Here is a 23144-nt window from a genome sequence, read left to right on the forward strand (position 1 = left end):
ATGGCCAATATTCTTTCCCGCACCGCCAACGGGGTCGCCGATTGGGTCAATGCGCGCGCGCCCGGGCTGATGCCGGTGTACCGCAAGCACGTGAGCGAGTATTACGCGCCGAAGAACTTCAACCTCTGGTACTACTTCGGTTCACTGGCACTGCTGATCCTGGTCAATCAGATCGTGACCGGCATCTTCCTGACGATGCATTACAAGACCAGCGCGGCCGAGGCATTCAACTCCGTTGAATACATCATGCGCGACGTGGAGTGGGGGTGGCTGATCCGCTACATGCACTCCACCGGTGCCTCGCTGTTCTTCATCGTGGTCTACCTGCACATGTTCCGTGGGCTGCTGTACGGCAGCTACCAGAAGCCGCGCGAGCTGGTGTGGATCCTGGGCATGCTGATCTACCTGGTGCTGATGGCCGAAGCCTTCATGGGCTACGTGCTGCCCTGGGGGCAGATGTCGTTCTGGGGCGCGAAGGTGATCATCTCGCTGTTCGGCGCCATTCCGGTGATCGGCACCGGGTTGACCGAATGGATCATGGGCGACTACCTGCCCAGCGACGCCACCCTCAACCGCTTCTTCGCCCTGCACGTGATCGCGCTGCCGCTGGTGCTGTTGCTGCTGGTGGTGCTGCACCTGGGCGCACTGCATGAAGTGGGGTCGAACAACCCGGATGGCGTGGAGATCAAGAAGGGCCCGAAGGGCAACCGGTGGTCGCCCACGGCACCCACCGACGGCATTCCCTTCCACCCGTACTACACGCTCAAGGACGGCGTGGGCGCAGGCTTCCTGCTGGTCATTGCCGCCTTCATCATCTTCTTCGCGCCGGCGTTCGGGGGGCTGTTCCTCGAACATGACAACTTCACCGAGGCCAACCGCCTGGTCACGCCCGAGCACATCAAGCCGGTGTGGTACTACACCCCGTACTACGCGATGTTGCGCGTGGTGCCGAACAAGCTGGGCGGCGTGATCGTGATGTTCTCGGCGATCGCCATCCTGTTCCTGGTGCCCTGGCTGGATCGCGCACGGGTCAAGTCTTACCGCTATCGCGGCTGGCTGTCGCGCGCGCTGCTGGGCGTGTTCGCGGTGTGCTTCGTCTGGCTCGGCGTGATCGGCTCCGGTCCCGGCACCGACGCGCACGAAACCTATGTGGGGCGCGTGCTGACCTTCCTCTACTTTGCCTTCTTCATCACCATGCCGATATGGACCAAGCTGGACAGGACCACGCCGGTACCGGACCGGGTGACCACGCATGACTGACCACTGGATTGTCCGGCTGGCCTGCGCGGCCGCCCTGATGCTGGCCAGCGCGGTGGCCGGCGCCGCCGAGGGCGGCAAGACCCTGCAGGCCGGCAACGACCTGGGTGACCGCGCCTCGCTGCAGCGGGGTGCGCAGTTGTACATGAACTACTGCTCGGGCTGCCACGCGCTCAAGTACCTGCGCTATTCGCGGATGGCGCAGGACCTGGGGCTGAGCGAAGAAGAGGTCATGAACAACCTCAACTTCACCGGTGTGCCGATCGGCGAGCCGGTGCCGGTGACCATGCCCAAGGCACAGGCCGAAAAATGGTTCGGCAAGATGCCGCCGGACCTGAGCCTGATTTCGCGGGTGCGGGGGAGCGACTGGGTTTACACCTACCTGAAGTCGTTCTACCTGGACACCAGTCGACCGCTGGGCTGGAACAACACGCTGTTCCCCAATGCCTCCATGCCCAACCCGCTGTGGGAAATGCAGGGCCTGCAGCACGCTGTGCACGGCAAGCCGGAAAGCCCGGGTGCCGATGCGCCGGTGATCGGGCTGAAGCTTGCCCAGCCGGGGTCGGTCGATCCGGGTCAGTACGACCAGGCGGTGCGCGACATCACCAATTTCCTGGAATACGCGGGCGAACCTGCGGCACTGAAGCGGCAGAAGCTGGGCGTCTGGGTGATCCTGTTCCTGGCCCTGCTGACCTTCCTGGTCTATCTGTTGAAGAAGGAGTACTGGAAGGACGTGCACTGAGTCCGATGGCAGGGCCTTGCCGATCGATGCGGTCTACCGCCGATCGGCCTATTGGCTTTTGTGATGGGCAGTTGCACACTCGGGTACTGTGACGACTGTCGGCAATGGGCCGGCGGCGCCGATGCGGCCGGCGGATATCGGTCGTTGGAGAGCCTTTGATGGCGGCGAGCGTACGCATGCGGAACACCCTGACGCTGTTTTCCTCGAACGACGACGTGCTGTGCCATCGCGTACGCCTGGTGCTGGCGGCCAAGGGCGTGAACTATGACTTCGTCCCGGTTGACCCGCAGAACCCGCCCGAGGATCTGATCGACCTCAACCCGTACCACTCCGTGCCCACCCTGGTGGAGCGCGAGATGGTGCTGTACGCGGCGTCGGTGGTCAGCGAATACCTTGACGAGCGCTATCCACATCCGCCGCTGATGCCGGTTGACCCGCTGTCGCGCGCGCGCATCCGTCTGGCGATGCTGCGCATCGAACACGACTGGGTGCCGCAGGTGCAGGCCATCCAGCTGGGCAACAAGACCCAGGCCGAAGTCGGGCGCAAGCGGTTGAAGGAACTGCTGACCAGCGCGGTGCCGCTGTTCAAGGCCAGCAAGTTCTTCCTCAATCCGGAAATGAGCCTGGCCGATTGCGCCATGGCCCCGATCGTCTGGCGCCTGCAGTCGTTGGACGTGCCGTTGCCCAAGGATGGCAAGTCGATCGAAGACTACGGCAACCGCATTTTCCGCCACCCCGGTTTCATCCGCAGCCTCACCGACCAGGAAAAGAAGCTGCGCGACCTGCCGGCGTGAACGAAGCCGGCGGGGTCGCGGCGACGTCGTCGCGGACACACCTGCCTGCATCCACGCTTTACGTCGGGACAGCCCCCTGCTGACCGCTGCGGGGGCTGGCGCGTACACTTGCACCAGGCAACCAGAATCCAGAGCCGCCTAGCGATACGCGGCGCCACATAATGACTGAAGACACTTTCCGCATGACCAGCCACCGTCCGTACCTGTTGCGGGCCCTGGTGGAATGGATCAACGACAACGACCTGACGCCGCACATCCTGGTCGACGCCGGCATGCCCGGCGTGCAGGTGCCGCAGAGCGCGGTGAAGGACGGTCGCGTCGTCCTGAACATCGCGGAACGCGCGGTGGTACGTCTGCACATCGACAACGAGACCGTGAGTTTCTCGGCCCGTTTCTCGGGGACCAGCTACCCGGTGCAGGTGCCGATCTCGGCCGTGCTGGCCGTGTACGCGCGCGAAACCGGGCAGGGCATGGCATTGCCCGACGATATCCCCGGCCACGAGCCGAGCCCGGACGATGCGCTGCCGCCCGACGACACGCCGACCCCGGACGACACCCCGCCCAAGCCCAGCGGCCGCCCGCACCTGCGGGTCGTGAAATAAGCATCGCCGCCCAAGGGCGGCGATTTCATTGGTGGCGCCCCATCGTCGTCACAGAAACGGGGACCGAGGACGTTGATCGCCTGCCGTGTTCGATTAACGTCCTCCGTCCCCCTTTCAGATGTCTTCGGCGTTGCTGGTGTCCACGCCGCGCCGGATCTCGCTGATCCGCGCCGCGGACGGGCCCACGAAGGCGATCAGCTGGTCGCCACGCAGCACCATGCGGCCGGTGTGGCGATCGATGCCGTCGTGCGAATACTCGAACCGGTACGTGCGCTCCCAGCCCAGCCAGCCGTTGTCCTTGCGGCACACGCGGATGCCGCTGGCATGCACCGCCTGGTCCAACCACTGCACGTCGGCGGCGCGGCAGGCGTTGCGGCCCAGCTCGATGGCACGTTCGGCCGCGGCGCGCGACGAATTCCAGAAGGCGTAGACGAACGCGCCGGCAATCATGATCAGAATCAAACTGGGCATCGGCGGCTCGCGCGGCATCGTGGTCAGGAACCCCCAACATGGCGACGAACCGGCTGCGGATCAAGCGGGGGGCACGTTGCTCGTGACAGCAATCACGTGCGCGGCGGTACGTCCTGCTGCTGGGGCGGAGGTGGTTGCTGCGGCTGTTGCGACGGAGGCGACTGCGGCTGCGGTGGCCTTGGTGGGACAACGCGCGGGAAGGTCGGTTGCTGCAGGGGGCGGGTGGCCGGCACGCCCGGCTGTGCGGGCGCCGGTGGCGGTGGCGGTGCGGTTCCCGATGCGGGAGGCGGTGTGGAATCGGACATGGGCACAAACGGCGTGGTCGCCACCAGCTTCAACAACGCCGCCCAGTCCTGGCGGTTGAAGTTGCACTCGTCTTCGCGTCCGGGCGTACAGCCGACGTCATAGGGATCGCTGGAGCGGGCCGGCGGCAGTTGGATGCGGCCATTCCGGTCCAGCGACAGCTTGCGCATCGCCACCGTGTTCATGACGTTGCCGCCGATCAGGTACAGCGTGTGGTCACCGCCCATGTTGGCCGCGATCACCACTTCGCAGTGCGACTTCCAGTTGGCCACTTTGCCGCCGCTGAGCTGCTGCACCAGCCCGGCGTAGCTCAGCGTTTCGCTGCGGTCGCGCAGGTAGCAGAGCAGGTCGCCCGGGGCGGGCTTTTCCTGGGCCGGGTCGCTCATCCGGTACGGGCCGGTGTTCTGGTACGCCGCGCGGATGTAGTCGATGTGGCGCGGCGAACGGGTAAAGCCGGGTACGCCGGCACGGGTCATCACCCAGGAGATGAAGGCGGCCGACCACGGGTTGTCGATCAGGAACGCCCGGCAGTCGCTGTCGGTGTAGCGCGTGCCAAAGGGCTCCATGCAGCTGGACGCACCGGGCTGGCTGCCCATCGGCCCGAGGGTGCCGCTGTCGCGCCAGTAACCCACGACGCGTTGCCACGCGACCATGCCGTTGTCGGCCAGGTACTCGCGTTCGGCCTCGCTGACGCCGAGGTTGGCGGCGCGTCCTTCACCGTCAATGAAGGGGCGGTACCACAGCCGATGCTCGTTGCAGGCGGTGCGTACGATGCTCACCGCCAGCGGGCTGAGGCCGTAGCGCGGCGGGATGTCGCAGACTTCGGCGGCGGCTGCGGTGGCCGGCAACAGCAGGGTGGCCAGGGGTGAAAGGCAGGCGAGCAGGAGCAGGGGGCGCATGCGCGGTGTCCGGAGGGGGGCAAGCAAAGCCTCGCAGAGCCGGTCGGGGGGCACCGTGAAATCGCCGCCTTGGGGCGCCGCACGACCAACGGTCGTGCGCTACCGCCCGGCACGTATCGCCCGTTGGTCGATACGGAGCCGGCGAGCGTCGCTCAGGGCGGGTCGCCCAGCTTCAGGGACAGATCGATCGCCTGCACATGCTTGGTCAGGCCGCCGATGGAGATGCAGTCCACCCCGTCCTCGGCAATGGCGCGCAGGCCGGCCAGGTCGACGCTGCCGGACACTTCCAGCGGGATGCGTCCGGCGGCGATGGTGACCGCCTCGCGGCGCATCGCCGGATCGAAGTCGTCGATCAGGATGCGATCGCAGCCCACCGCCAGTGCTTCGCGCAACTGGACCAGGTCTTCCACTTCCACCACCAGCGGCAACTGCGGCCACTGCGCGCGGGCGGCATGCACCGCTGCGGTCAGTGAGCCGGCGGCGCGGATGTGGTTCTCCTTGAGCATCACCGTGTCGAACAGGCCCTGGCGGTGGTTGTCGCCGCCGCCGCACCGCACGGCGTACTTCTGCGCCACGCGCAGGCCCGGCAGGGTCTTGCGGGTGTCCAGGATGCGGGTGCCGGTGCCGGCCACGGCGGCGACATGGCGCGCCGTGGTGGTGGCCGTGCCCGACAGGGTCTGCAGGAAATTGAGCGAGGTGCGCTCGGCGCTGACCAGGCTGCGGTTGCGGCCGTGCAGGATCGCCAGCACCGTGCCGGCGCTGACGGCGTCGCCTTCTGCCACGCGCCAGTCGATGCGCACCTCCGGATCCAGCGCCTGGTGCGTGGCGTCGAACCATGGCCGGCCGGCGATCACCGCGTCCTGCTTGCACAGCAGGTAGGCACGGTCAGGCCGGTCCGGGAGCAGGGCGGCGGTCACGTCGCCGCTGCCGATGTCCTCGGCCAGGGCGCGGGCCACGTCGGCCTGGACCTGGCTGGCCGCCGGGGCCGTCAGCGGGGCAGCGCTCATTTTTCCGGGAAATCGGCGATCTGTGCGGTGGCGATGGCCTCCTCGGCCAGCAGCACCGGAATGCCGTCGTCGACGCGGAACACCTGCTTGCGGTCGCGGGTCAGCAACGCCTCGCGCAGGGTCTGGGCCTGGGCGCTGCCGTCGGCCTTGACCACGGCACCGGCGCCGATGGCGCGGTTGAGCGCATCCAGGCCCCGGGCGTCGAGCAGGGACAGGGGCTGGCGGGTGTCGGGCGAGCACAGCAGGTCGATCAGCTTGCGATCCATGAATTCTTCGTCTTGCGTGGAAGGCGGCTAGAATACGTCTTTAAGGCAGGTGACGGCCAATGACCCTCAACCAATCCGCGCCGCTTGTCGGCATCGTCATGGGTTCCCGCTCCGACTGGGAGACCATGCAGCACGCGGCGCAGAAGCTGGACGCGCTCGGTGTTCCCTACGAAGTGAAAGTGGTGTCGGCGCATCGCACGCCCGACGTGCTGTTCACCTACGCCGAACAGGCGGGCCCGCGTGGCCTGCGCGCCATCATCGCCGGTGCCGGCGGCGCCGCGCACCTGCCCGGCATGATCGCCGCCAAGACCGCCGTGCCGGTGCTCGGCGTGCCGGTGCAGTCCAAGGCCCTCAACGGCATGGACTCGCTGCTGTCGATCGTGCAGATGCCGGCCGGCATCCCGGTGGCGACCTTCGCCATCGGCAATGCCGGTGCCTCCAATGCCGCGTTGTTCGCCGCCGCCATGCTGGGTCCGGAACAGCCCGCCATCGGCCAGGCGCTGGACGCCTTCCGCGCCCGCCAGACCGAAGACGTCATGGCCCACGACGACCCGCGTCAATGAGTGTGCGTACCGTTGGCATTCTGGGCGGCGGCCAGCTCGCCCGCATGATGGTACTGGCCGGTGCCCCGATGGGGCTGCGCTTCGAGCTGTTCGACCCGGCGGCTGACGCCTGCGGTGGGCAGCTTGCGCCGCTGCAGGTGGCTGCGTTCGAGGACGAGGCGGCGCTGGCGGCGTTTGCCGCGCGCGTGGACGTGGTGACCTTCGATTTCGAGAACGTACCGGCGCGCAGCGCGCAGTTCCTGGCCGAGCGGGTTCCGGTGTATCCCAATCCAGATGCGCTGGCCGTGGCGCAGGACCGGCTGAGCGAGAAGACCCTGTTCCAGGCGCTGGGCATTCCGTTGCCGCCGTTCGCCGACATCGGCAGCCGCGATGACCTTGCTGCCAAGGTGGGCGAGTTCGGTCTGCCGTGCATTCTCAAGACCCGCCGCTTCGGCTACGACGGCAAGGGGCAGTTCCGCCTGCGCAGCGAGGCCGACATCGACGCCGCGTGGGCCGCGCTGGGTGAGCAGGTTGAACGCACTGGCCTGATCCTGGAGGGATTCGTCGCCTTCGATCGCGAAGTCAGCGTGGTCGCCGTGCGCGGGCAGGAGGGCGAGTTCCGTGCCTGGCCGGTCACCGGCAACTGGCATGTGGACGGCGTGCTCTCGGCCAGCCTGGCACCGGCGCGGTTGCCCGAGGCACAGTACGCGGCAGCGATCGGTTACGCGCGCACCCTGGCCGAGCGCCTGGACTATGTGGGCGTATTCGCGCTGGAGCTGTTCTGCCGCGGCGACGTGCTGCTGGCCAACGAGATGGCGCCGCGCGTGCACAACTCCGGCCACTGGACCATCGAAGGCAGCGAAACCTCGCAGTTCGAGAACCACCTGCGCGCGGTGCTCGGCCTGCCGCTGGGTGACACGCGCATGCTCGGCCATGCCTGCATGCTCAACTGGATCGGCGCGATGCCCGATGCCAGCGGCGTGCTTGCGCAGGCCAGTGGCCACTGGCACGACTACGGCAAACAGCCGCGCGACGGCCGCAAGGTCGGTCACGCCACCCTGCGCGATGACGATGCGGCCACGCTGGCCACGGCGTTGGAGGCGGTGGGCGGGCAGTTGGGCCGAGCGGGGCAGGTTGCGCCCGCGGTGACCACGCTACGCGGTTGATCGGAGGTGTCACGACCGACGGTAGGTACCGACCGTTGGTCGGTACGCGCTTCAATCGCGCAATTGCGCCGCCACGAAGTCCCAGTTGACGATCTTCCAGAACGCCTCCAGGTAGCGCCCGCGTGCGTTCTGGTAGTCGGTGTAATACGCGTGTTCCCACACGTTGCAGCCCAGCAGCGGGGTGCTTTGCCCGGTCAGCGGCGTGCCTGCGTTGCGCGTGGACTGGATCGCCAGCGCGCCGTTGGGGTGCTGCACCAGCCACACCCAGCCGGAACCGAACACCGCCAGCGCCACCCGGTCGAATTCCTCGCGCAGCCGCTTGCCATCGCCGAAATGGCGGCCGGCCAGTTCGCCCAGCGGGCCCGCCGGGTCGCCGCCACCGCGCGGATGCAGGCACTGCCAATAGAAGCCGTGGTTCCAGGCCTGCGCGGCCATGTCGAACAGGCTGCCCTGGCTTTGCCGCACGATCTCGTCCAGCGCCAGGTCGGCCAGGTCGGTGCCCTCGGTGCGGGCGTTTACCGCCTCCGCGCAGGCGCGGTGCCGGGCCAGGTGCAGGTCCAGCGCGGGCGCCGAGAGATGGGGCTGCAGGGCAGTGCGGTCGTAGGGCAGGCGGGGCAATTCGAGGGGCATGGGTCGCTGCGGGCTGGAGACGGGGCGCCGGAGGCAGGGCCAGTAGGATTACAATGGCCGTGTAGGGAAGTCTATCCGACCGGCGGGGCCGGGTTGTTCCCATTGCAGGGAGAGTCGTGGTGCCGGTGATGCAGCAGATCCAGACCGAAGTGGAACGTTACCCCCTCGTGTTGTTCATGAAGGGCACCCCGCAGTACCCCATGTGTGGTTTCTCCAGCCGCGCCGTGCAGGCCCTGATGGCCGCCGGTGCCGTCGCGCTGCGCACCGTCAACGTGCTGGAAGAACCGGAGATCCGCGCCAACCTACCGCGCTTCTCCAATCTGCCGACCTTCCCGCAGCTGTTCATCCACGGCGAACTGATCGGCGGCTGCGACATCGTGCTGGAGCTGTTCGAGTCCGGCGAACTCAAGCGGATCGTGGAAGAGGCCTCCCAGCCATGAGTGCGGTCCCGTCCGTCGTGGTCGGGACCGGATCGCTGGCCGATCGCGTCATTCTTATTGCAGGGGCCGGGGGCGGCTTCGGCAGCGCCGCGGCCATCGCGTGCGCGGCCGCCGGTGCCACGGTGGTCCTGCTCGGGCGGAAACCGCGCCGACTGGACCGCGTGTATACGGCCGTGGAAGCCGCCGGGCCGGAGCCGCTGCTGTACCCGCTGGACCTGGAAGGCGCCACCCCGGACGACTACGCCACCCTGGCCGAGCGCCTGCAGTCCGAACTGGGCCGGCTGGACGGCGTGCTGTACTGCGCCGCCGATTTCGCCGGCCTGACCCCGTTTGAACTGGCCGATCCGGCCGCGTTCGCCCGCGCCGTGCACGTCAACCTGACCGCCCCGGCGTGGCTGGCGCAGGCATGCCTGCCACTGCTGCGCCAGCGCGACGATGCCGCGCTGGTGTTCACGGTGGACGATCCGGCCAAGGTAGGGAAGGCCTACTGGGGCGGCTACGGCGCGGCCCAGCACGGCCTGCGCGGACTGATCAGCGCGCTGCATGACGAGCTCGCCCGCACCCCGGTGCGGGTCAGTGGGCTGCACCCCGGCCCGATGCGCACCGCCCTGCGGGCCCGGGCCTTCTCGCTGGACGAGGATGGCACCGCCCGCGATCCGGTCCTGTGTGCGGCGGCGGCCGTACAGCTGCTGTCGCCTGACGGCGCAGCCCATCGCGGCCAGATCCTCGACCTGGCGTAATACGCGCGCAACGCAGCAGCCCCATCCTTTCGACGCACCCTGGCCGTAGCGCCGGGCCATGCCCGGCTGCCTGTCCATGTCCGACGACCGGTGGTCCGGCGCTCCGGACGCCTCGGCACCTGAACGGCCCGCCAACCCGCCCGACACCTCCATTCAGCCAAATGTGAAGTTCTTGTCACGATCGCGTTGTGGTGGCGTGTGTTTTGTCTCCAAACGGTCATATAGCGGGCTTATCGTGTTAATCTAGTGTTAACCGTTGCGGCTGAAACCAGCCTGCGGCAAGGGAACCCAGATAAAAGTCCAGACAGCCGCCTGAATGGCTGCTTGGGCGCGTTTTTTTTCCGCCATCGCCAACTCGCATCGAGGCTACTTCCCAATGACCCACCCGCGCTATCTTCGGATGTCCAAGCTCACCCTTGGTCTCGTGGCCGCTCTTGCAGCCGCTCCCGCCTTCGCCCAGAGCACCTCTGCCGGTGTCGGCGGCCAGGTCACGTCTTCCGCAGGTGCGCCTGTGGCTGGTGCCGAAGTCACCATCACGCACACCGAGTCGGGCACCGTCAGCCGTGCCACCACCGATGCGTCCGGCCGTTACGCCGCACGCGGTCTGCGCGTAGGTGGTCCGTACACGATCACCATCAACAAGGCCGGTGAAGGCACCAAGACCGAAGAAGGTGTCTACCTGAACCTGAATCAGGTCAACACCATCAATGCCAACCTGGCCGGCGACGTCGCCGCCACCAATCTCGATGCCGTGCAGGTCGTGGCCGTGGCCGGTGGTTCGGACGTGTTCAGCGCCTACAAGATGGGCACCGGCTCGAACGTCACCCGCGAGACCATTGACTCGCTGCCGTCGGCCAACCGCAACATCCAGGACTACATCCGCCTCGACCCGCGCATCTCGCAGGTCAGCAAGGCGGACGGCGCGATCTCGGTCGGTGGCCAGAACACCCGCTACAACGCCATCCGCATCGACGGCATCGGCGCCGGCGACCCGTTCGGCCTGGAATCCAACAACCTGCCGACCGAGCGTCAGCCGGTGTCGATGGATGCGATCCAGGAAATCAACATCGACGTCGCCAACTACGACACCACCATCGCTGGCGGCACCGGTGCGGTGATCAACGCGGTGACCAAGTCGGGTACCAACAACTTCGGCGGCACCGTGTACTACGCGTACCGCGACAAGGACATGGTGCGCAAGGAGCTGGAAGGCGTCCGCTTCAACGGCTTCGACGACGAGAAGACCTACGGCATGACCCTGGGTGGCCCGATCATCAAGGACAAGCTGTTCTTCTTCGCCAACTACGAAAAGATGGAGCGTTCGGCGCCGGGCACCAGCCTGACCGACACGCCGTACGGCAAGGGCACCATCACCGACGCTGACATCGCCCGTGCGCAGCAGATCGCCACCGGTTATGGCTTCGACGCCGGTTCGCTGAGCGCGCCGTCGAACGACACCGAAATCGAAGAATACGCGCTGAAGATCGACTGGAACATCAGCGACAACCACCGTGCTGCCATCCGTTACAACAAGATGGAACAGACCGTCGCCCGCTTCCCGCAGATCAGCACCAGCGCCGTCTCGCTGAGCAGCTTCTGGTACGACCTGCCCAAGACCTATGAGTCCTGGATGGGCGAACTGTTCAGTGACTGGTCCGAGAACTTCTCGACCGAGTTCAAGCTGTCGCAGCGCGAATACTCGGCGATCCGTACCCCGTACTCGGATCTCCCGCAGATCCAGGTGCGCGGCTTCGGTGGTACTGCCAACAACTCGCTGTACTTCGGTACCGAGCAGAACTCGCACGTCAACGCCGTGGAATCCAAGGAACTGGCCGCGTTTGGTGCCGCTACCTGGTACGTCGGCGACCACACCGTGAAGTTCGGCTTCGACTACACCGACAATGACCTGCTGAACTACTACGGCCGTAACCTCAACGGCGTGTACGTGTTCAACAACCTCAACGATTTCGCGGCCGGCCGCATCAACCAGTACATCGTCCGCGCGCCGCGCGAGGGCGGCAGCTACGATGACATCCCGGCCAAGTACCACCTGAAGAACACCGGTCTGTTCGTGCAGGACAGCTGGGCGGTCAACAGCAACCTGACCCTGCAGTTCGGTGTCCGCGTGGACATGCCGGACTTCGACAGCCAGAAGCTGTACAACCCGCGCATCATGGACCTGTACGGGTACGACAACACCGTGCTGCCGGATGACAAGCTGGTGCAGCCGCGCTTCGGCTGGAACTACACCTTCGACACCGACCGTCCGACCCAGCTGCGTGGCGGCGTGGGCCTGTTCGGCGGCGCTGCCCCGAACGTGTGGCTGGCTGGCGTCTACCAGAACACCGGTCTGAACTACACCGAGTACACGGTAAACAGCCCGACCACCAACTTCTTCACCCCGAACGTCGATCCGCCGTACATCCCGGCCAGCGGTGCCGGTGCGCGCCAGAACGTGGACATCGCCGAGCCGGGCCTGAAGCTGCCGTCGGTGTGGAAGACCAACCTGGCCTTCGATACCGAGCTGCCGTGGTACGGCATCGTCGCATCGGCCGAGTTCCTGTACACCAAGGTCAACGACGCCATCTACTTCGAGCGTCTGGACCTGTACAACCAGGACGGCGTTGCGGCTACCCGCATCGGCCAGGACGGTCGCGAGCTGTACTGGAATGCCGCAGGTTACCTGCGCTCCACTGCGGCCAACCGCAACTCGGTGCAGCAGGGCCAGACGACGGCGCTGGGCCAGGTCAACGGCAAGAACAACCGTCCGAGCGACATGGGCGACGTGATGCTCATGCGCAACACGGACAAGGGCAGTGGCCGCCAGTTCACCGTCGGCCTGAACAAGCCGCTGATGGAAAACTGGGGCTGGTCGCTGGCTTACACCTACACCGCATCGAGCGAAGTCAGCCCGCTGACCAGCTCGCAGAACACCTCCAACTGGGGCAGCACCCTGATCGGGACCGCCAACGAGAACGTGGCGTATGACTCGCGCTACGCGATCAAGGACCGCGTCACCGCCTCGCTGAACTGGAAGAAGGCGTTCTTCGGCGACTACAACACCAGCGTGGGCCTGTTCTATGAAGGCCGTTCGGGTCGTCCGTTCAGCTACATCTACTACAACGACATGAACGGCGATGCCGCCTCCACCTCGGGTGCCGGCTACTTCAACGACCTGTTCTACGTGCCGAACGGCGCGGGTGACGTGCTGTGGACCGGTGGCGCTGCAATGGAGCAGTCGTTCTTCGCCTGGCTGAAGAACAATCCGGAACTGGCGGCGTACCAGGGCCAGATCGCCCCGGCCAACGCCTTCCGCACCGGCTTCGTGAACACCTTCGATATGCGTATCTCGCAGGAGTTCCCGGGCTTCATGAAGGAGCACAAGGGTGAGCTGGCGCTGGACATCATGAATGTCGGCAACCTGATCAATAAGAAGTGGGGCCGCATCAACGATTACGGCTTCAACTCGACCGCCCGCGTGGCCAGCTACGCAGGTATCGACCCGGCAACCGGCAAGTACATCTACAACTTCACCGGTACCACCGATACCCCGTCGATCCAGGAAAACAACAACGACAAGGGCAACACCGGCGTGTCGCGCTGGTCGATGCAGCTGACCCTGAAGTACAAGTTCTGATCCATCGGACTTGATGCTTGACTGAAAACGGCCGGGGAAACCCGGCCGTTTTTTTTTGCCGCGCGCCGGCCGCTAGCGGGCTCCCCGCATCGTGCGTGCCCGGTAGTGCCGGCCGCTGGCCGGCTCCGCGCATCGTGCGTGCCCGGTAGTGCCGGCCGCTGGCCGGCTCCCCGCATCGTGCGTGTCCGGTAGTGCCGGCGGCTGGCCGGCTCCGCATGATCCCGCCATTCCCGAGGCGCCGGCCAGCGGCCGGCACTACCTCTCGCGTGTCGGACCCTGTATGCTTCTTTGGTTGCGCCCATCACCGCGCACCGCTGCAGCCCGAAACGGCCTGCCAGCGCAGAAACGCATCCAACGGTCGGGTTTCCCGGCCGTTTTGCTTTTTAAGGGGGCAGCGGTAAAGTCGGCAACCTTGAGGAAGCGAAAAGAATGGAAATGACGATCACTGAAAAGCCGGCGCGGACGCTGCCGGTGCAGGACGCGCGGATCTACCCGCGCGGTGGGCTGGATGTGCTGTCCCGGGCCGAGGTTGCGCGCCTGCGCGACGCCTCCGGCGGTGGCATGCATGAGCTGCTGCGGCGCTGCGCGCTGGCGGTGCTCACTAGTGGCAGCGCCTCCGACGATCCGCGCGCGGCGCGCGATCTCTACCCGGATTTTGACATCCAGGTCGCCCAGCAGGACCGTGGCGTCCGCATCGATCTGGTGAACGCCCCGGCGATGGCCTTCGTGGATGGCGAGATCATCCGCGGCGTGGCCGAGCTGCTGTTCGCGGTCGTGCGCGACCTGGCCTACATGGCCATCGAGATGGGCCCGGCCTACGCGGCCGAGCTGGAGTCGTCCGAAGGCATCACCAATGCGGTGTTCGGCCTGCTGCGCAACGCGCGCATCCTCAACCCGGGCGACCCGAACCTGGTGGTGTGCTGGGGCGGCCATTCGATCGGTCGCGACGAATACCTGTACACCAAGCAGGTGGGCTACGAGCTGGGCCTGCGCGGGCTGGACATCTGCACCGGCTGCGGCCCGGGCGCGATGAAGGGCCCGATGAAGGGCGCCACCATCGCCCATGCCAAGCAGCGCAAGCACACCACGCGCTACATCGGCCTGACCGAGCCGGGCATCATCGCCGCCGAATCGCCGAACCCGATCGTGAACCACCTGGTGATCATGCCGGACATCGAGAAGCGTCTCGAGGCGTTCGTGCGCATCGGCCACGGCATCATCGTGTTCGCCGGCGGCGTGGGCACCGCCGAGGAGATCCTGTACCTGCTCGGCATCCTGCTGCGCGAGGAAAACAAGGACCTGCCGTTCCCGCTGATCCTGACCGGCCCGACCGTGGCCGCGCCGTACTTCGAGCAGATCGACCGCTTCATCCGCCTGACCCTGGGCGATGCCGCCGCGGAGCGCTACCAGATCATCATCGGCGACCCGGTGGCCGTGGCCCGGCAGATGTCGGCTGGCATCAAGCGCGTGCGCGAGCACCGCCTGGTGCAGAAGGACTCGTTCTTCTTCAACTGGTCGATCGAGATTCCGTGGGAGTACCAGCAGCCGTTCGTGCCGACGCACGAGGCGATGGCCGCGCTGGACCTGCACCACGGGCGTCCGCCTTACGCCCTGGCGGCCGATCTGCGCCGTGCCTTCTCCGGCATCGTGGCCGGCAACGTGAAGGAAGACGGCATGCGCCGCATCGAGGAGTTCGGGCCGTTCGAGATCCATGGCGACGCCGACATGATGCAGGCCCTGGACGAACTGCTGCGCGGCTTCGTTGAGCAGCGCCGGATGAAGATCTCCGGCGAATACCAGCCCTGCTACCGGGTGCTGGCCTAAGCAGGTGGGGCGGGGCGGGCGGGGAGCCCGCCGCCGCCCCCTTTCAACCGTACGGGTGTCAACGGTTTGACGCCCGTCGCCTCCGGGCGACCGTTCGTCCTGCTGTCGCTTGCCGCCGGGCGGCAGGGCGTCCATTGTTCGTGTCATCACGCTGGGGAGCGTCCCATGTCTGCACGCCTGTCCAAGGGCTTCACACTGATCGAACTCATGGTCACCGTCGTGGTGGTCGGGGTGGTGGCTGCCATCGCCTTCCCGAATTTCCAGAGCCTGATCCGTTCCAACCGGATAGCCACTGCCCACAACGAGCTGATCGGCTTGGTCAACCTGGCCCGCAGCGACGCGATCCGCAACAACCAAGGCGGTGCCGTGTGCGGCAGCAGTACCGGTACCAGCTGCGACGGTAAGTGGGACGTGGGCATGCTGGCCTTCAGCGACACCAATGGTGACGCGGCCTACAGCAACACCGAGACCGTGCTGCGCTACAGCGCGATCAACAGCGCCCTCGTCGTGACCGGCCCCAACGCCATGATCGCCTTTGACGGTCGCGGGCGTCGCCGCAACGGCGGCGACCAGCAGGTCACGCTGCGTCCGGTGAAGTGCGATGGCCAGTTGCTTAAGAGCACCATGACCATCAATGCCTCCGGCCAGGTAACCACCGTCAAGGGAGCGTGCCAATGAGCCGTAACACCTATCGTCCGCGCGGACGCCAGCGCGGCTTCAGTCTGCTCGAAGTACTGGTCGCCGTTGTCGTCCTGGCGTTCGGCCTGCTCGGTTTCGCGCTCCTGCAGACCATGAACGTCCGCTACGTGCAAAGCGCGAACTACCGCACCCAGGCGACCAACCTGGCGTACGACCTGACCGAACAGATGCGCAGCAACCGCTTCCAGTCGGAGTGGTACAGCAACGCCACGTTTGCTTCAGGGTCCAAGACCGCGACGGGCGTGTGCGCCCGGCCGATCAGTACGGTGACCCTGGACCAGAACATCACCCGTTGGCAGTGCCAGGTGGTCAAGGCGCTGGGCGACAACGCCTCCGCGACGGTCACCGTGAGCGGCGGCGTGGCCAACGTATCCATCAGCTGGGCCGACGAGCGCTGGAGCAAGACCGCGCCGGACGCTGCCACCACCTTCGAAATCCGCACCCAGCTATGAAAGGCCCGCGCATGTTCCGTACCCGCCAGGCAGGTCTGTCCCTGATCGAACTGATGATCGCGCTGGTCATCGGCCTGATCCTCATGCTGGGCATCACCCAGGTCTTCATCGCGTCCCATTCGGCATCGCGTCTCTCCGAAGGCGTGGCCCGCGCACAGGAAAACGGCCGCTTCGCGCTGGACTTCCTTGAGCGCGACATTCGCATGGCCGGGCACATGGGCTGTGTCAACGACCAGGCCCATTTCGTCAAAGGCACCGGATCGCCGAAGAACAATCTTGTCGCAGCCACCGGCAGCGGTAGTCCGCTGGACTTCAGTGTGGCCATCCAAGGCTATGAGGCGGCGGGCACCGGGCCCACGGGCACGCTCAATGTGGGCAACGGCACCGTGCCGGCCGGCCTGCCGGCGTCCATCAGCGGCCTGAACCCCGCGCCGATGGCAGGCAGCGATGTGCTGGTGCTGCGCTTCCTGGCGCCGGAAGGCGTGCCGGTCACGGCGATCAGCGGCCAGGTGGTGACGGTGGCGACGGACCGCGCGACGCGTCTGAGCGAAGGGGGCGTCGCCACCCCGACGCTGTTCGGCATCGGCAACTGCGAGAACGTGGATGTGTTTGCCGGTACCCTGGCCGCCGACAAGATCACGGCGGGTACGGTGGATCTCACCCGCTACGCGCCGCAGCCGGAACCCACCTTGCTCTACCGTGCCGAATCGATGGTCTATTACATCGGCGCCGGCACCAATGGGCCGGGCCTGCGCCGCGCGCGAGCCAATTCGGCGGGCGTCTATGCCATCAACGAGGAACTGGTGGAGGGCATCGAGAACCTGCAGCTGATGTACGGGCAGGACACCACGGCGGTGGTCAGCGGCGCCACCCCGCCGGTGGGCAACATCACCGTGCAGAACGTCGCCTCCAGCGTTTCCACGGCGACCAATGCCACCGGCGCCGGCGAGTGGCGCCGCGTCGGCCTGGTCCAGGTCGGCCTGGTGGCCCGCAGCGCCGACCGTACCGGCACCAATGCCAACTCCAAGCCCACCGACGCTGCCGCCAAGCTGGGCGTGCTGGGCATGACCTACAACCAGGATGCCGTCACCGATGGGCGCTATCGCACCGCCTATGAAGTGAGCGTGGCCCTGCGCAATCGTCTGTTCGGGAACTGATCATGAACCGTTCGCCGCACTTCCGCCCTTCCCTGCCACACCGCCACCAGCGCGGTGCCGTGCTGTACGTGGCGTTGATCATGTTGCTGCTGCTTGCCCTGATCGGCGTGGCCGGTATGCAGGTCGCCGGCATGCAGGAAAAAATGGCCTCCAACTACCGGGCCGCCAGTCGTTCCTTCCAGAACACCGAAGGCGCGGTGCGCAATACCGAAAGCGCCGTGGAAGCGCTCACTGACCGCAAGAAGCCGGTCGATGGCAGCCTCGTCTCCGACGCGGGCAGCATCAGCCAGAACTGTGAAGACGGCTTCGACCCGGTCAAGTGGGGCAGGGATCTGGCCAAGGCAGGTGCAGCCGCACCGGCAGTCAACGTCCGCCAGATCGACCAGTGCGGTGGCCCCGGTGGCAATTCATTCGACCAGGGCCTGCCGTTGGACAAGGCGACGGCCACCTTCCAGATCACCGCGTACTCCGCCGACGACCCGGCAAACCCGACGTCGTCGTCGGTGATCGACACCATTTTCAAGCTCTGAGGAACGCGGCCATGGCTTCGCGCAGATTCAAGTGGACGGCCGCCGGTTCGGCGGTAGCTGTAGTTGGCCTGGCATTTGTCGGCTACAACCTGATTGCCGCGCAGGGGCAGGGCACACTTGCCCAGAAGCCCCTCAACGTTCCTGCGGACTCCACACCGGCTTTCATCATGGCGGTGGATGATTCCGGCTCGATGACCTTCCAGACCCAGTTCCCGGGCCAGGACGGTGAGGGCTGCTGGAATACCAGCCGGCTGAGCTTCTTCGACGCCAACGGGGCGCTGTATACGGCCGGCACCAATAACAGCTGCGACTACTTCTACGTGATGCCGGGTGCGCGCATCAACGGCAACTACTATGGGCTGCCCCCGCTCGATTCGCTTGGCTTCGCGCGCTCCGCGCAGTACAACCCGACGTACTTCAATCCGGCGGTGAAGTACGAGCCGTGGAAGGATGACAAGAATGAGTTCTTCACCGAATACAAACCGTCGGAAGCCCGGATCGATCCCAAGCCAGGTGGAAGCGACGCAAGGGTCAACCTGACCAGCAACTATTACGGAACCGAAACCTTCCGCATGCAGAAGGGCATGACAATCCAGGCGGGCGCCTATGTCAACGGCACGGAGTACCGCAATGGGGGAACGTGGGGCCAGAATGCGGCCAACGTGCGCGTCGAGTACTGGCCCGCGACGTTCTTCGTCAAGTACGTTGCCGATGGTGATCCCTTCCCGCAGCTCAACGGCACGAATGCGTACGCGAACGCGACGCGTGTTCGGGTGAACAATGCATGCGGCACTGGCTGTGCGATGTGGAAGTACACGCTTCCTGCCAACAATGAAGACGCGGGCTCGAAGAACTTCGCCGTATGGTTCACCTACTACGGCAACCGCAACCGCGCGATGATTGCGGGCATGACGCGCTCGCTGTCGAACGTCGCCAATCTGCGCGTTGGCTACTTCCGCATCAACCAGCACGGCAGTTACGACACCACCGCCAAGCGCCTGGCCATGCGGAAGCTGAGCAACGACGCCGAGCGCAAGGCGCTGTTCGATGAAATGCTGGCCCTGCCCGCCACTGGCGGTACGCCCAACCGCCAGGCCGTGTATTCGGCCACGCAGCAGTTCGCGCGCACCGACGCCGCCGGACCCGTGCTGGAGATCTGCCAGAAGAATGCGGTGATGCTGTTCACCGACGGCTTCAGCAACCAAGGTACCAAGACGGTGGGCCACCAGGACCAGGGCATGGGCGCGCCGTTCTCGGACGGCAACCCTGACACCATGGCCGACATCGTCTCGAAGTACTACAACAACATCAACGGCCTACCGCCGCTCCGCCCTGACCTGACGGCGGGCCAGGTGCCGGTGCCGGCCGCGTGCAAGACCGGTACGCCTGACGTGCAGTTGGACTGCCAGACCAATCTTCACCTGAATTTCTACGGCGTGACCTTGGGCGCGCGGGGCAACCTGTACAACCCGGACAACCCGCAGAACGCATATACCACCCCGGCGATCTACAGCAACTGGCCGGAGTGGGAAGACGACGCGCGCAGTACCGTTGACGACATCTGGCATGCCGCCGTCAATACCCGCGGTGAGTACATCAACGCCCGCACGCCGGCCGAGATCACCGACGCCATGCGCCGCGTGCTCTCGGCGGTGACCGCCGGTTCCTCACCGTCGGGCGGCACCGGCTTCAGCGGTGCGCGCATCGGTGCGGGGTCCCTGACGGTCGCCCCTTACTATGAGTTCACCAACGAGGGCACCGACTGGTTCGGCAAGCTTTCGGCCACGAAGCTGTCGATCAATCCGGATACGCGGGCGCTGGTACAGACCCCGTTCTGGGAGGCCAGTGCGCAGCTGCCAAGCGCTACCGCGCGCAAGATCTACTTCACCAAGAACGGCACGACCCGCGAGTTCACCTCCGGCAACGTGACGCTGGACGACGTGTGCGCGCAGCCGTCGCAGTACCCGGGCAAGTCGATCTGCAATGCCACCACCGAACTGACCGCCCTCGGCGTGACGGCGGCCTCGGCAGTCAACTACCTTCGCGGCGATACCTCCGGGGAAGTGCGCAATGGTGGCAAGTTGCGCGACCGTACCACCCGGTTGGGTGACATCGTCACGTCCACGCCGTTCATCAGCTCGCCGACCGATGATTATGGGTACCGCAGCCTTGCCGACGCTGCGCTCAGAACCTCCTACGCGGCGTACCTGACAACCAAGGCAAACCAGTCCAACTACATGGTCTACGTCGGTGCCAACGACGGCATGCTGCACGCCTTCAACGGCGGCATGAACGCGGCGGGCGAGACGGTGGCCGGTGGCGGCAGCGAAGCCTACGCCTACATCCCCAATACCGCGCTCGGGCACATGGGCAACCTGCTGTTCCGCGCCGAGGCGGACAAGAAGAACTCCCAGAAGTTCCAGCACCGCTACTACGTGGACGGGCAGATCGCTGTCGGCGACACCTATTACGGCACTGCCTGGCATACCACCCTGGTGGGCGCTTCCGGTGCCGGTGGGCGCGGTGTGTTCGGCCTGGACGTGAGCACCAACAACACCTTCAAGAAGCTGTGGGAAATCAGCGACCTCGATACCAATCTGCCGGCGGCCGTGCGTGCCAACATCGGCCATGTCCTGGCCAAGCCGGTGATCGTGCCGGTCAAGGTGGGCAATGCGGTCTCCTGGAAGGCGATCTTCGGTAATGGCTACAACAGCGCCAGCGGCAAGGCGGTGCTGTTCGTTGTCGATATCGAGAGCGGTACCTCGACCATGATCGAGGCCGTCGAAACCGGCAACGGCGTTCCCTCCGGCACCAACGGCCTGGGCAGTATCGTGGTGATCGATCGCTGGGGCGGTACCGATCAGAGCGTGCGCTCCCGCGACGGTATTTCGGACACTGTTTACGGTACCGATCAGAAGGGCGCGGTATGGAAGTTCGACCTGCGCGACATGAAGGCGCCGACCATGCCGTTGTTCACCAGCCTTCCGTCCGTTGACAATGGCCTCGCCGTGCGCCAGCCGATCACGGGCGGTATCACCGCCGGCAGTGGCAGCAATGGCGGTGTGATGCTGTACTTCGGCACCGGCAGCTTCTCGTTCAACGAGGATGTGATCAAAGCCAACTCGATGCAGAGCATCTATGCGATCAACGATACGAACGTCGCCGCGGTGACCAGTACCGTGACCCGCAGCAATCTTGCCGGGCGCACCGTCACGACCTCGGGTGACCAGCGCACACTGGTGGCCGGCACCACGCCGGCGAACGCGCGGGGCTGGTACGTCGACCTGCCGGTGAGTACTGCCGCCGATGGCCTCAGTGAGCGCGTTGTCGGTAATCCTTCGCTGTCCAACGGTATCGTCGCAATCTCCACGTACGCACCTCAGCCCTCTACCACAGGTGGCTGCGCGGCGACGGGCATCAACTGGTTCTTCGCCCTGACCCCGCTCACCGGTGAAGGGGCGCTGGGACGCGCCACCTTGAATTCGCCCGGCGGAACCGGGTTTGCGGTCGGCACGGCAGGCCTGAAGAACAAGGGCACAGGCAGTGCGCCGGTGCTCAACAACACGCCATTCGCACTGCCGCGCCAGTCGCCTCCCTCGCTGGGTAGTGGCGGCGGCGGCGGTGGCGGTGGTGGTGGTGGTGGTGGCGGTGGCGGCGGTGGTGGTCCGCCGGATCCGCCGACGATCGGCTGCGTCATGGGCTATCCCAACGGCCCCGACATCATCTACGTTCCCTATCCGTGTGGTCGCCAATCGTGGAGGCAGATTCAGTGAGCAACCTTTCCTCATTGAGGGCGCGCGGGCCGCGCAAGGTCATGGGCTTCACCCTGATCGAGCTCATGATCACGGTGGCGGTGATCGCGGTGCTCTCTGCCATCGCCTATCCGTCGTATACCAACCAGGTGCGCAAGTCCAAGCGCGCCGCGGCCAAGGCGGAAATGGTGGAGTACGCACAGCGGGCCGAGCGCTGGTACACGCTCAACAACAGCTACACGAACTTCAAGTTCACCGAGAACGGTGCCACCAGCATTTCCTCGCCGCGCGATGGCAGCAAGGCGATGTACACGGTCACCATCCTCCCCACCGCGAGGACGTTCACCGTCACTGCGGTGCCGGCGGGCGACCAGGCCAAGGATCCCTGCGGCACGATGAGCGTGAACCAGGCCGGGGTGAAGACCCCGGCCAACACCAGCGCGCTGGATTGCTGGTAAGCGACGCCCGGATGTTGCAACGCCACGAATGAACGTCTAGAATTCGCGTCCCCGCCCGAATAGCTCAGCCGGTTAGAGCACTTGACTGTTAATCAGGGGGTCGTTGGTTCGAGTCCAACTTCGGGCGCCAGTATCTGCAGAAGCCGCGAGCAATCGCGGCTTTTGTCGTTTCTGCTTACCAGCGGCACCCGGTCGCCTCGCGCACCCGGGTCGAACGGGTCCGGCCGACGTTGTTCACGATCACCTGGCTGTGCAGGGCGTCGCCGGCACAGATGTCCACGGTGAGGGTGCTGCCACTACTACGGCCGTCGGCCTGGAAACGCAGCCGCGTCCGGCCCTGGCTGGCCCGCGCCTGCAGGGCCTCCTTCCGGTAGCCCGGCCGGAAATGCAGGATGTCGCCGGGCTCCAGCGCGGGTGGTCCCGCGCCGTCGTCCCGGTGGATGATCCAGCCGCGGCTCCAGTCCGCAGCGCAGCTCAGGCCATCGTCGCTCGGGCACACCCCGATCGGCTGGAACCGGGTGATCGCCGTGCTGCGCGCACTGTTGAACACCGACACCATCTGCATCCGCAGCATGTCCGCGCGCAGTCGGCTCACGGCGTCGCTGAACGAAGGAAGGGCGAGGGCGCAGAGCAGCGCGACCATCGCCAGGACGACGGTGAGTTCCAGCAGTGTCCAGCCGCGCAGGGCCGATGGCGGGCGGGTCAGGCGCATGTGCGGCGATCCTTGGCGGAAAGCACCACCGTGCCGCCCCGGCACGCGCGCGCCCATCGGCCTG

Annotated in this window: 22 protein-coding genes and 1 tRNA gene; 17 read left to right on the forward strand and 6 right to left on the reverse strand. The window is 66.0% G+C overall.

All coding sequences use genetic code 11. From position 1 onward, the window contains the following. The 4 genes from AC3ITN_RS06990 to AC3ITN_RS07005 all read left to right on the forward strand — a co-directional run bounded on the left by AC3ITN_RS06990 (position 1) and on the right by AC3ITN_RS07005 (position 3395). Positions 1-1260 carry a cytochrome b gene (locus tag AC3ITN_RS06990; RefSeq protein ID WP_313348900.1) on the forward strand — a complete coding sequence of 420 codons (1260 nt, stop codon included), beginning with the start codon at positions 1-3 and terminating at the stop codon, positions 1258-1260. A gap of 37 nt (positions 1261-1297) precedes the next feature. After that, positions 1298-1999, forward strand: a complete 702-nt coding sequence (locus tag AC3ITN_RS06995) for a cytochrome c1 (RefSeq protein WP_313348909.1) — start codon at positions 1298-1300, stop codon at positions 1997-1999. A 158-nt stretch (positions 2000-2157) separates the two neighbouring features. Continuing rightward, positions 2158-2793, forward strand: coding sequence for a glutathione S-transferase N-terminal domain-containing protein (locus AC3ITN_RS07000; protein WP_313348897.1), 636 nt, complete (start codon positions 2158-2160; stop codon positions 2791-2793). Between the two features lie 161 nt (positions 2794-2954). Continuing rightward, positions 2955-3395 carry a ClpXP protease specificity-enhancing factor gene (locus AC3ITN_RS07005; protein ID WP_313348894.1) on the forward strand — a complete coding sequence of 147 codons (441 nt, stop codon included), beginning with the start codon at positions 2955-2957 and terminating at the stop codon, positions 3393-3395. 114 nt (positions 3396-3509) lie between these two features. Here the strand turns inward: AC3ITN_RS07005 and AC3ITN_RS07010 are convergent, their stop codons facing one another. The 4 genes from AC3ITN_RS07010 to AC3ITN_RS07025 all read right to left on the reverse strand — a co-directional run bounded on the left by AC3ITN_RS07010 (position 3510) and on the right by AC3ITN_RS07025 (position 6341). After that, positions 3510-3866: a DUF3301 domain-containing protein gene (locus AC3ITN_RS07010; RefSeq protein ID WP_313348891.1), complete on the reverse strand. Its 357-nt coding sequence runs from the start codon at positions 3864-3866 to the stop codon at positions 3510-3512. Between the two features lie 92 nt (positions 3867-3958). After that, entirely contained in the window at positions 3959-5068 is a 1110-nt protein-coding gene (locus AC3ITN_RS07015) for a DUF2272 domain-containing protein (protein ID WP_489392469.1), read from the reverse strand. Positions 5069-5220: 152 nt separating this feature from the next. Continuing rightward, entirely contained in the window at positions 5221-6075 is an 855-nt protein-coding gene (gene nadC / locus AC3ITN_RS07020; RefSeq protein ID WP_313348886.1) for a carboxylating nicotinate-nucleotide diphosphorylase, read from the reverse strand. Then, entirely contained in the window at positions 6072-6341 is a 270-nt protein-coding gene (locus AC3ITN_RS07025) for a Trm112 family protein (RefSeq protein WP_313348883.1), read from the reverse strand. Before AC3ITN_RS07025 ends, nadC begins: the two co-directional genes overlap by 4 nt. Positions 6342-6400: 59 nt before the next feature. Between AC3ITN_RS07025 and purE the strand changes: the two genes are divergently transcribed. Further along, positions 6401-6904 (forward strand): 5-(carboxyamino)imidazole ribonucleotide mutase, encoded by a 504-nt coding sequence (purE, locus tag AC3ITN_RS07030; RefSeq protein ID WP_313348880.1) that lies wholly within the window; start codon positions 6401-6403, stop codon positions 6902-6904. After that, the gene (locus tag AC3ITN_RS07035) at positions 6901-8049 is read left to right on the forward strand and encodes a 5-(carboxyamino)imidazole ribonucleotide synthase (RefSeq protein WP_489392470.1); all 1149 of its coding nucleotides are present in this window, start codon (positions 6901-6903) and stop codon (positions 8047-8049) included. Before purE ends, AC3ITN_RS07035 begins: the two co-directional genes overlap by 4 nt. Positions 8050-8100: 51 nt before the next feature. Here AC3ITN_RS07035 and AC3ITN_RS07040 read toward each other — a convergent pair whose 3' ends face one another. After that, on the reverse strand, positions 8101-8679 hold the full coding sequence (locus AC3ITN_RS07040; protein WP_489392471.1) for a superoxide dismutase: 579 nt from the start codon (positions 8677-8679) through the stop codon (positions 8101-8103). Positions 8680-8798: 119 nt separating this feature from the next. Between AC3ITN_RS07040 and grxD the strand changes: the two genes are divergently transcribed. The 11 genes from grxD to AC3ITN_RS07095 all read left to right on the forward strand — a co-directional run bounded on the left by grxD (position 8799) and on the right by AC3ITN_RS07095 (position 22498). Then, the gene (grxD, locus tag AC3ITN_RS07045; protein WP_313348872.1) at positions 8799-9119 is read left to right on the forward strand and encodes a Grx4 family monothiol glutaredoxin; all 321 of its coding nucleotides are present in this window, start codon (positions 8799-8801) and stop codon (positions 9117-9119) included. Then, entirely contained in the window at positions 9116-9859 is a 744-nt protein-coding gene (locus tag AC3ITN_RS07050) for an SDR family NAD(P)-dependent oxidoreductase (RefSeq protein ID WP_489392472.1), read from the forward strand. The genes grxD and AC3ITN_RS07050 overlap by 4 nt, the downstream gene beginning before the upstream one ends. A 376-nt stretch (positions 9860-10235) precedes the next feature. Further along, on the forward strand, positions 10236-13496 hold the full coding sequence (locus AC3ITN_RS07055) for a TonB-dependent receptor (protein ID WP_489392473.1): 3261 nt from the start codon (positions 10236-10238) through the stop codon (positions 13494-13496). A gap of 435 nt (positions 13497-13931) precedes the next feature. Further along, entirely contained in the window at positions 13932-15320 is a 1389-nt protein-coding gene (gene ppnN / locus AC3ITN_RS07060) for a nucleotide 5'-monophosphate nucleosidase PpnN (protein WP_489392474.1), read from the forward strand. Positions 15321-15485: 165 nt separating this feature from the next. Then, positions 15486-15998: a GspH/FimT family pseudopilin gene (locus AC3ITN_RS07065; protein ID WP_489392475.1), complete on the forward strand. Its 513-nt coding sequence runs from the start codon at positions 15486-15488 to the stop codon at positions 15996-15998. Further along, a complete protein-coding gene (gene pilV / locus AC3ITN_RS07070) occupies positions 15995-16471 on the forward strand; it encodes a type IV pilus modification protein PilV (protein WP_489392476.1) in 477 nt (158 codons plus the stop codon). The genes AC3ITN_RS07065 and pilV overlap by 4 nt, the downstream gene beginning before the upstream one ends. Before the next feature lie 11 nt (positions 16472-16482). Continuing rightward, positions 16483-17628 (forward strand): PilW family protein, encoded by a 1146-nt coding sequence (locus tag AC3ITN_RS07075; protein ID WP_489392477.1) that lies wholly within the window; start codon positions 16483-16485, stop codon positions 17626-17628. 2 nt (positions 17629-17630) lie between these two features. After that, on the forward strand, positions 17631-18158 hold the full coding sequence (locus AC3ITN_RS07080) for a pilus assembly PilX family protein (protein WP_489392478.1): 528 nt from the start codon (positions 17631-17633) through the stop codon (positions 18156-18158). Between the two features lie 11 nt (positions 18159-18169). Beyond that, positions 18170-21931, forward strand: coding sequence for a pilus assembly protein (locus AC3ITN_RS07085; protein ID WP_489392479.1), 3762 nt, complete (start codon positions 18170-18172; stop codon positions 21929-21931). A gap of 41 nt (positions 21932-21972) precedes the next feature. Continuing rightward, on the forward strand, positions 21973-22368 hold the full coding sequence (locus tag AC3ITN_RS07090; RefSeq protein ID WP_489392885.1) for a type IV pilin protein: 396 nt from the start codon (positions 21973-21975) through the stop codon (positions 22366-22368). A 53-nt stretch (positions 22369-22421) separates the two neighbouring features. Further along, positions 22422-22498: transfer RNA gene (locus tag AC3ITN_RS07095), tRNA-Asn, on the forward strand. 45 nt (positions 22499-22543) lie between these two features. Here AC3ITN_RS07095 and AC3ITN_RS07100 read toward each other — a convergent pair. Beyond that, the gene (locus tag AC3ITN_RS07100) at positions 22544-23080 is read right to left on the reverse strand and encodes a GspH/FimT family pseudopilin (RefSeq protein ID WP_489392480.1); all 537 of its coding nucleotides are present in this window, start codon (positions 23078-23080) and stop codon (positions 22544-22546) included. Positions 23081-23144 lie beyond the last annotated feature (64 nt).

Source organism: Stenotrophomonas sp. KH_036_B (assembly GCF_057839485.1).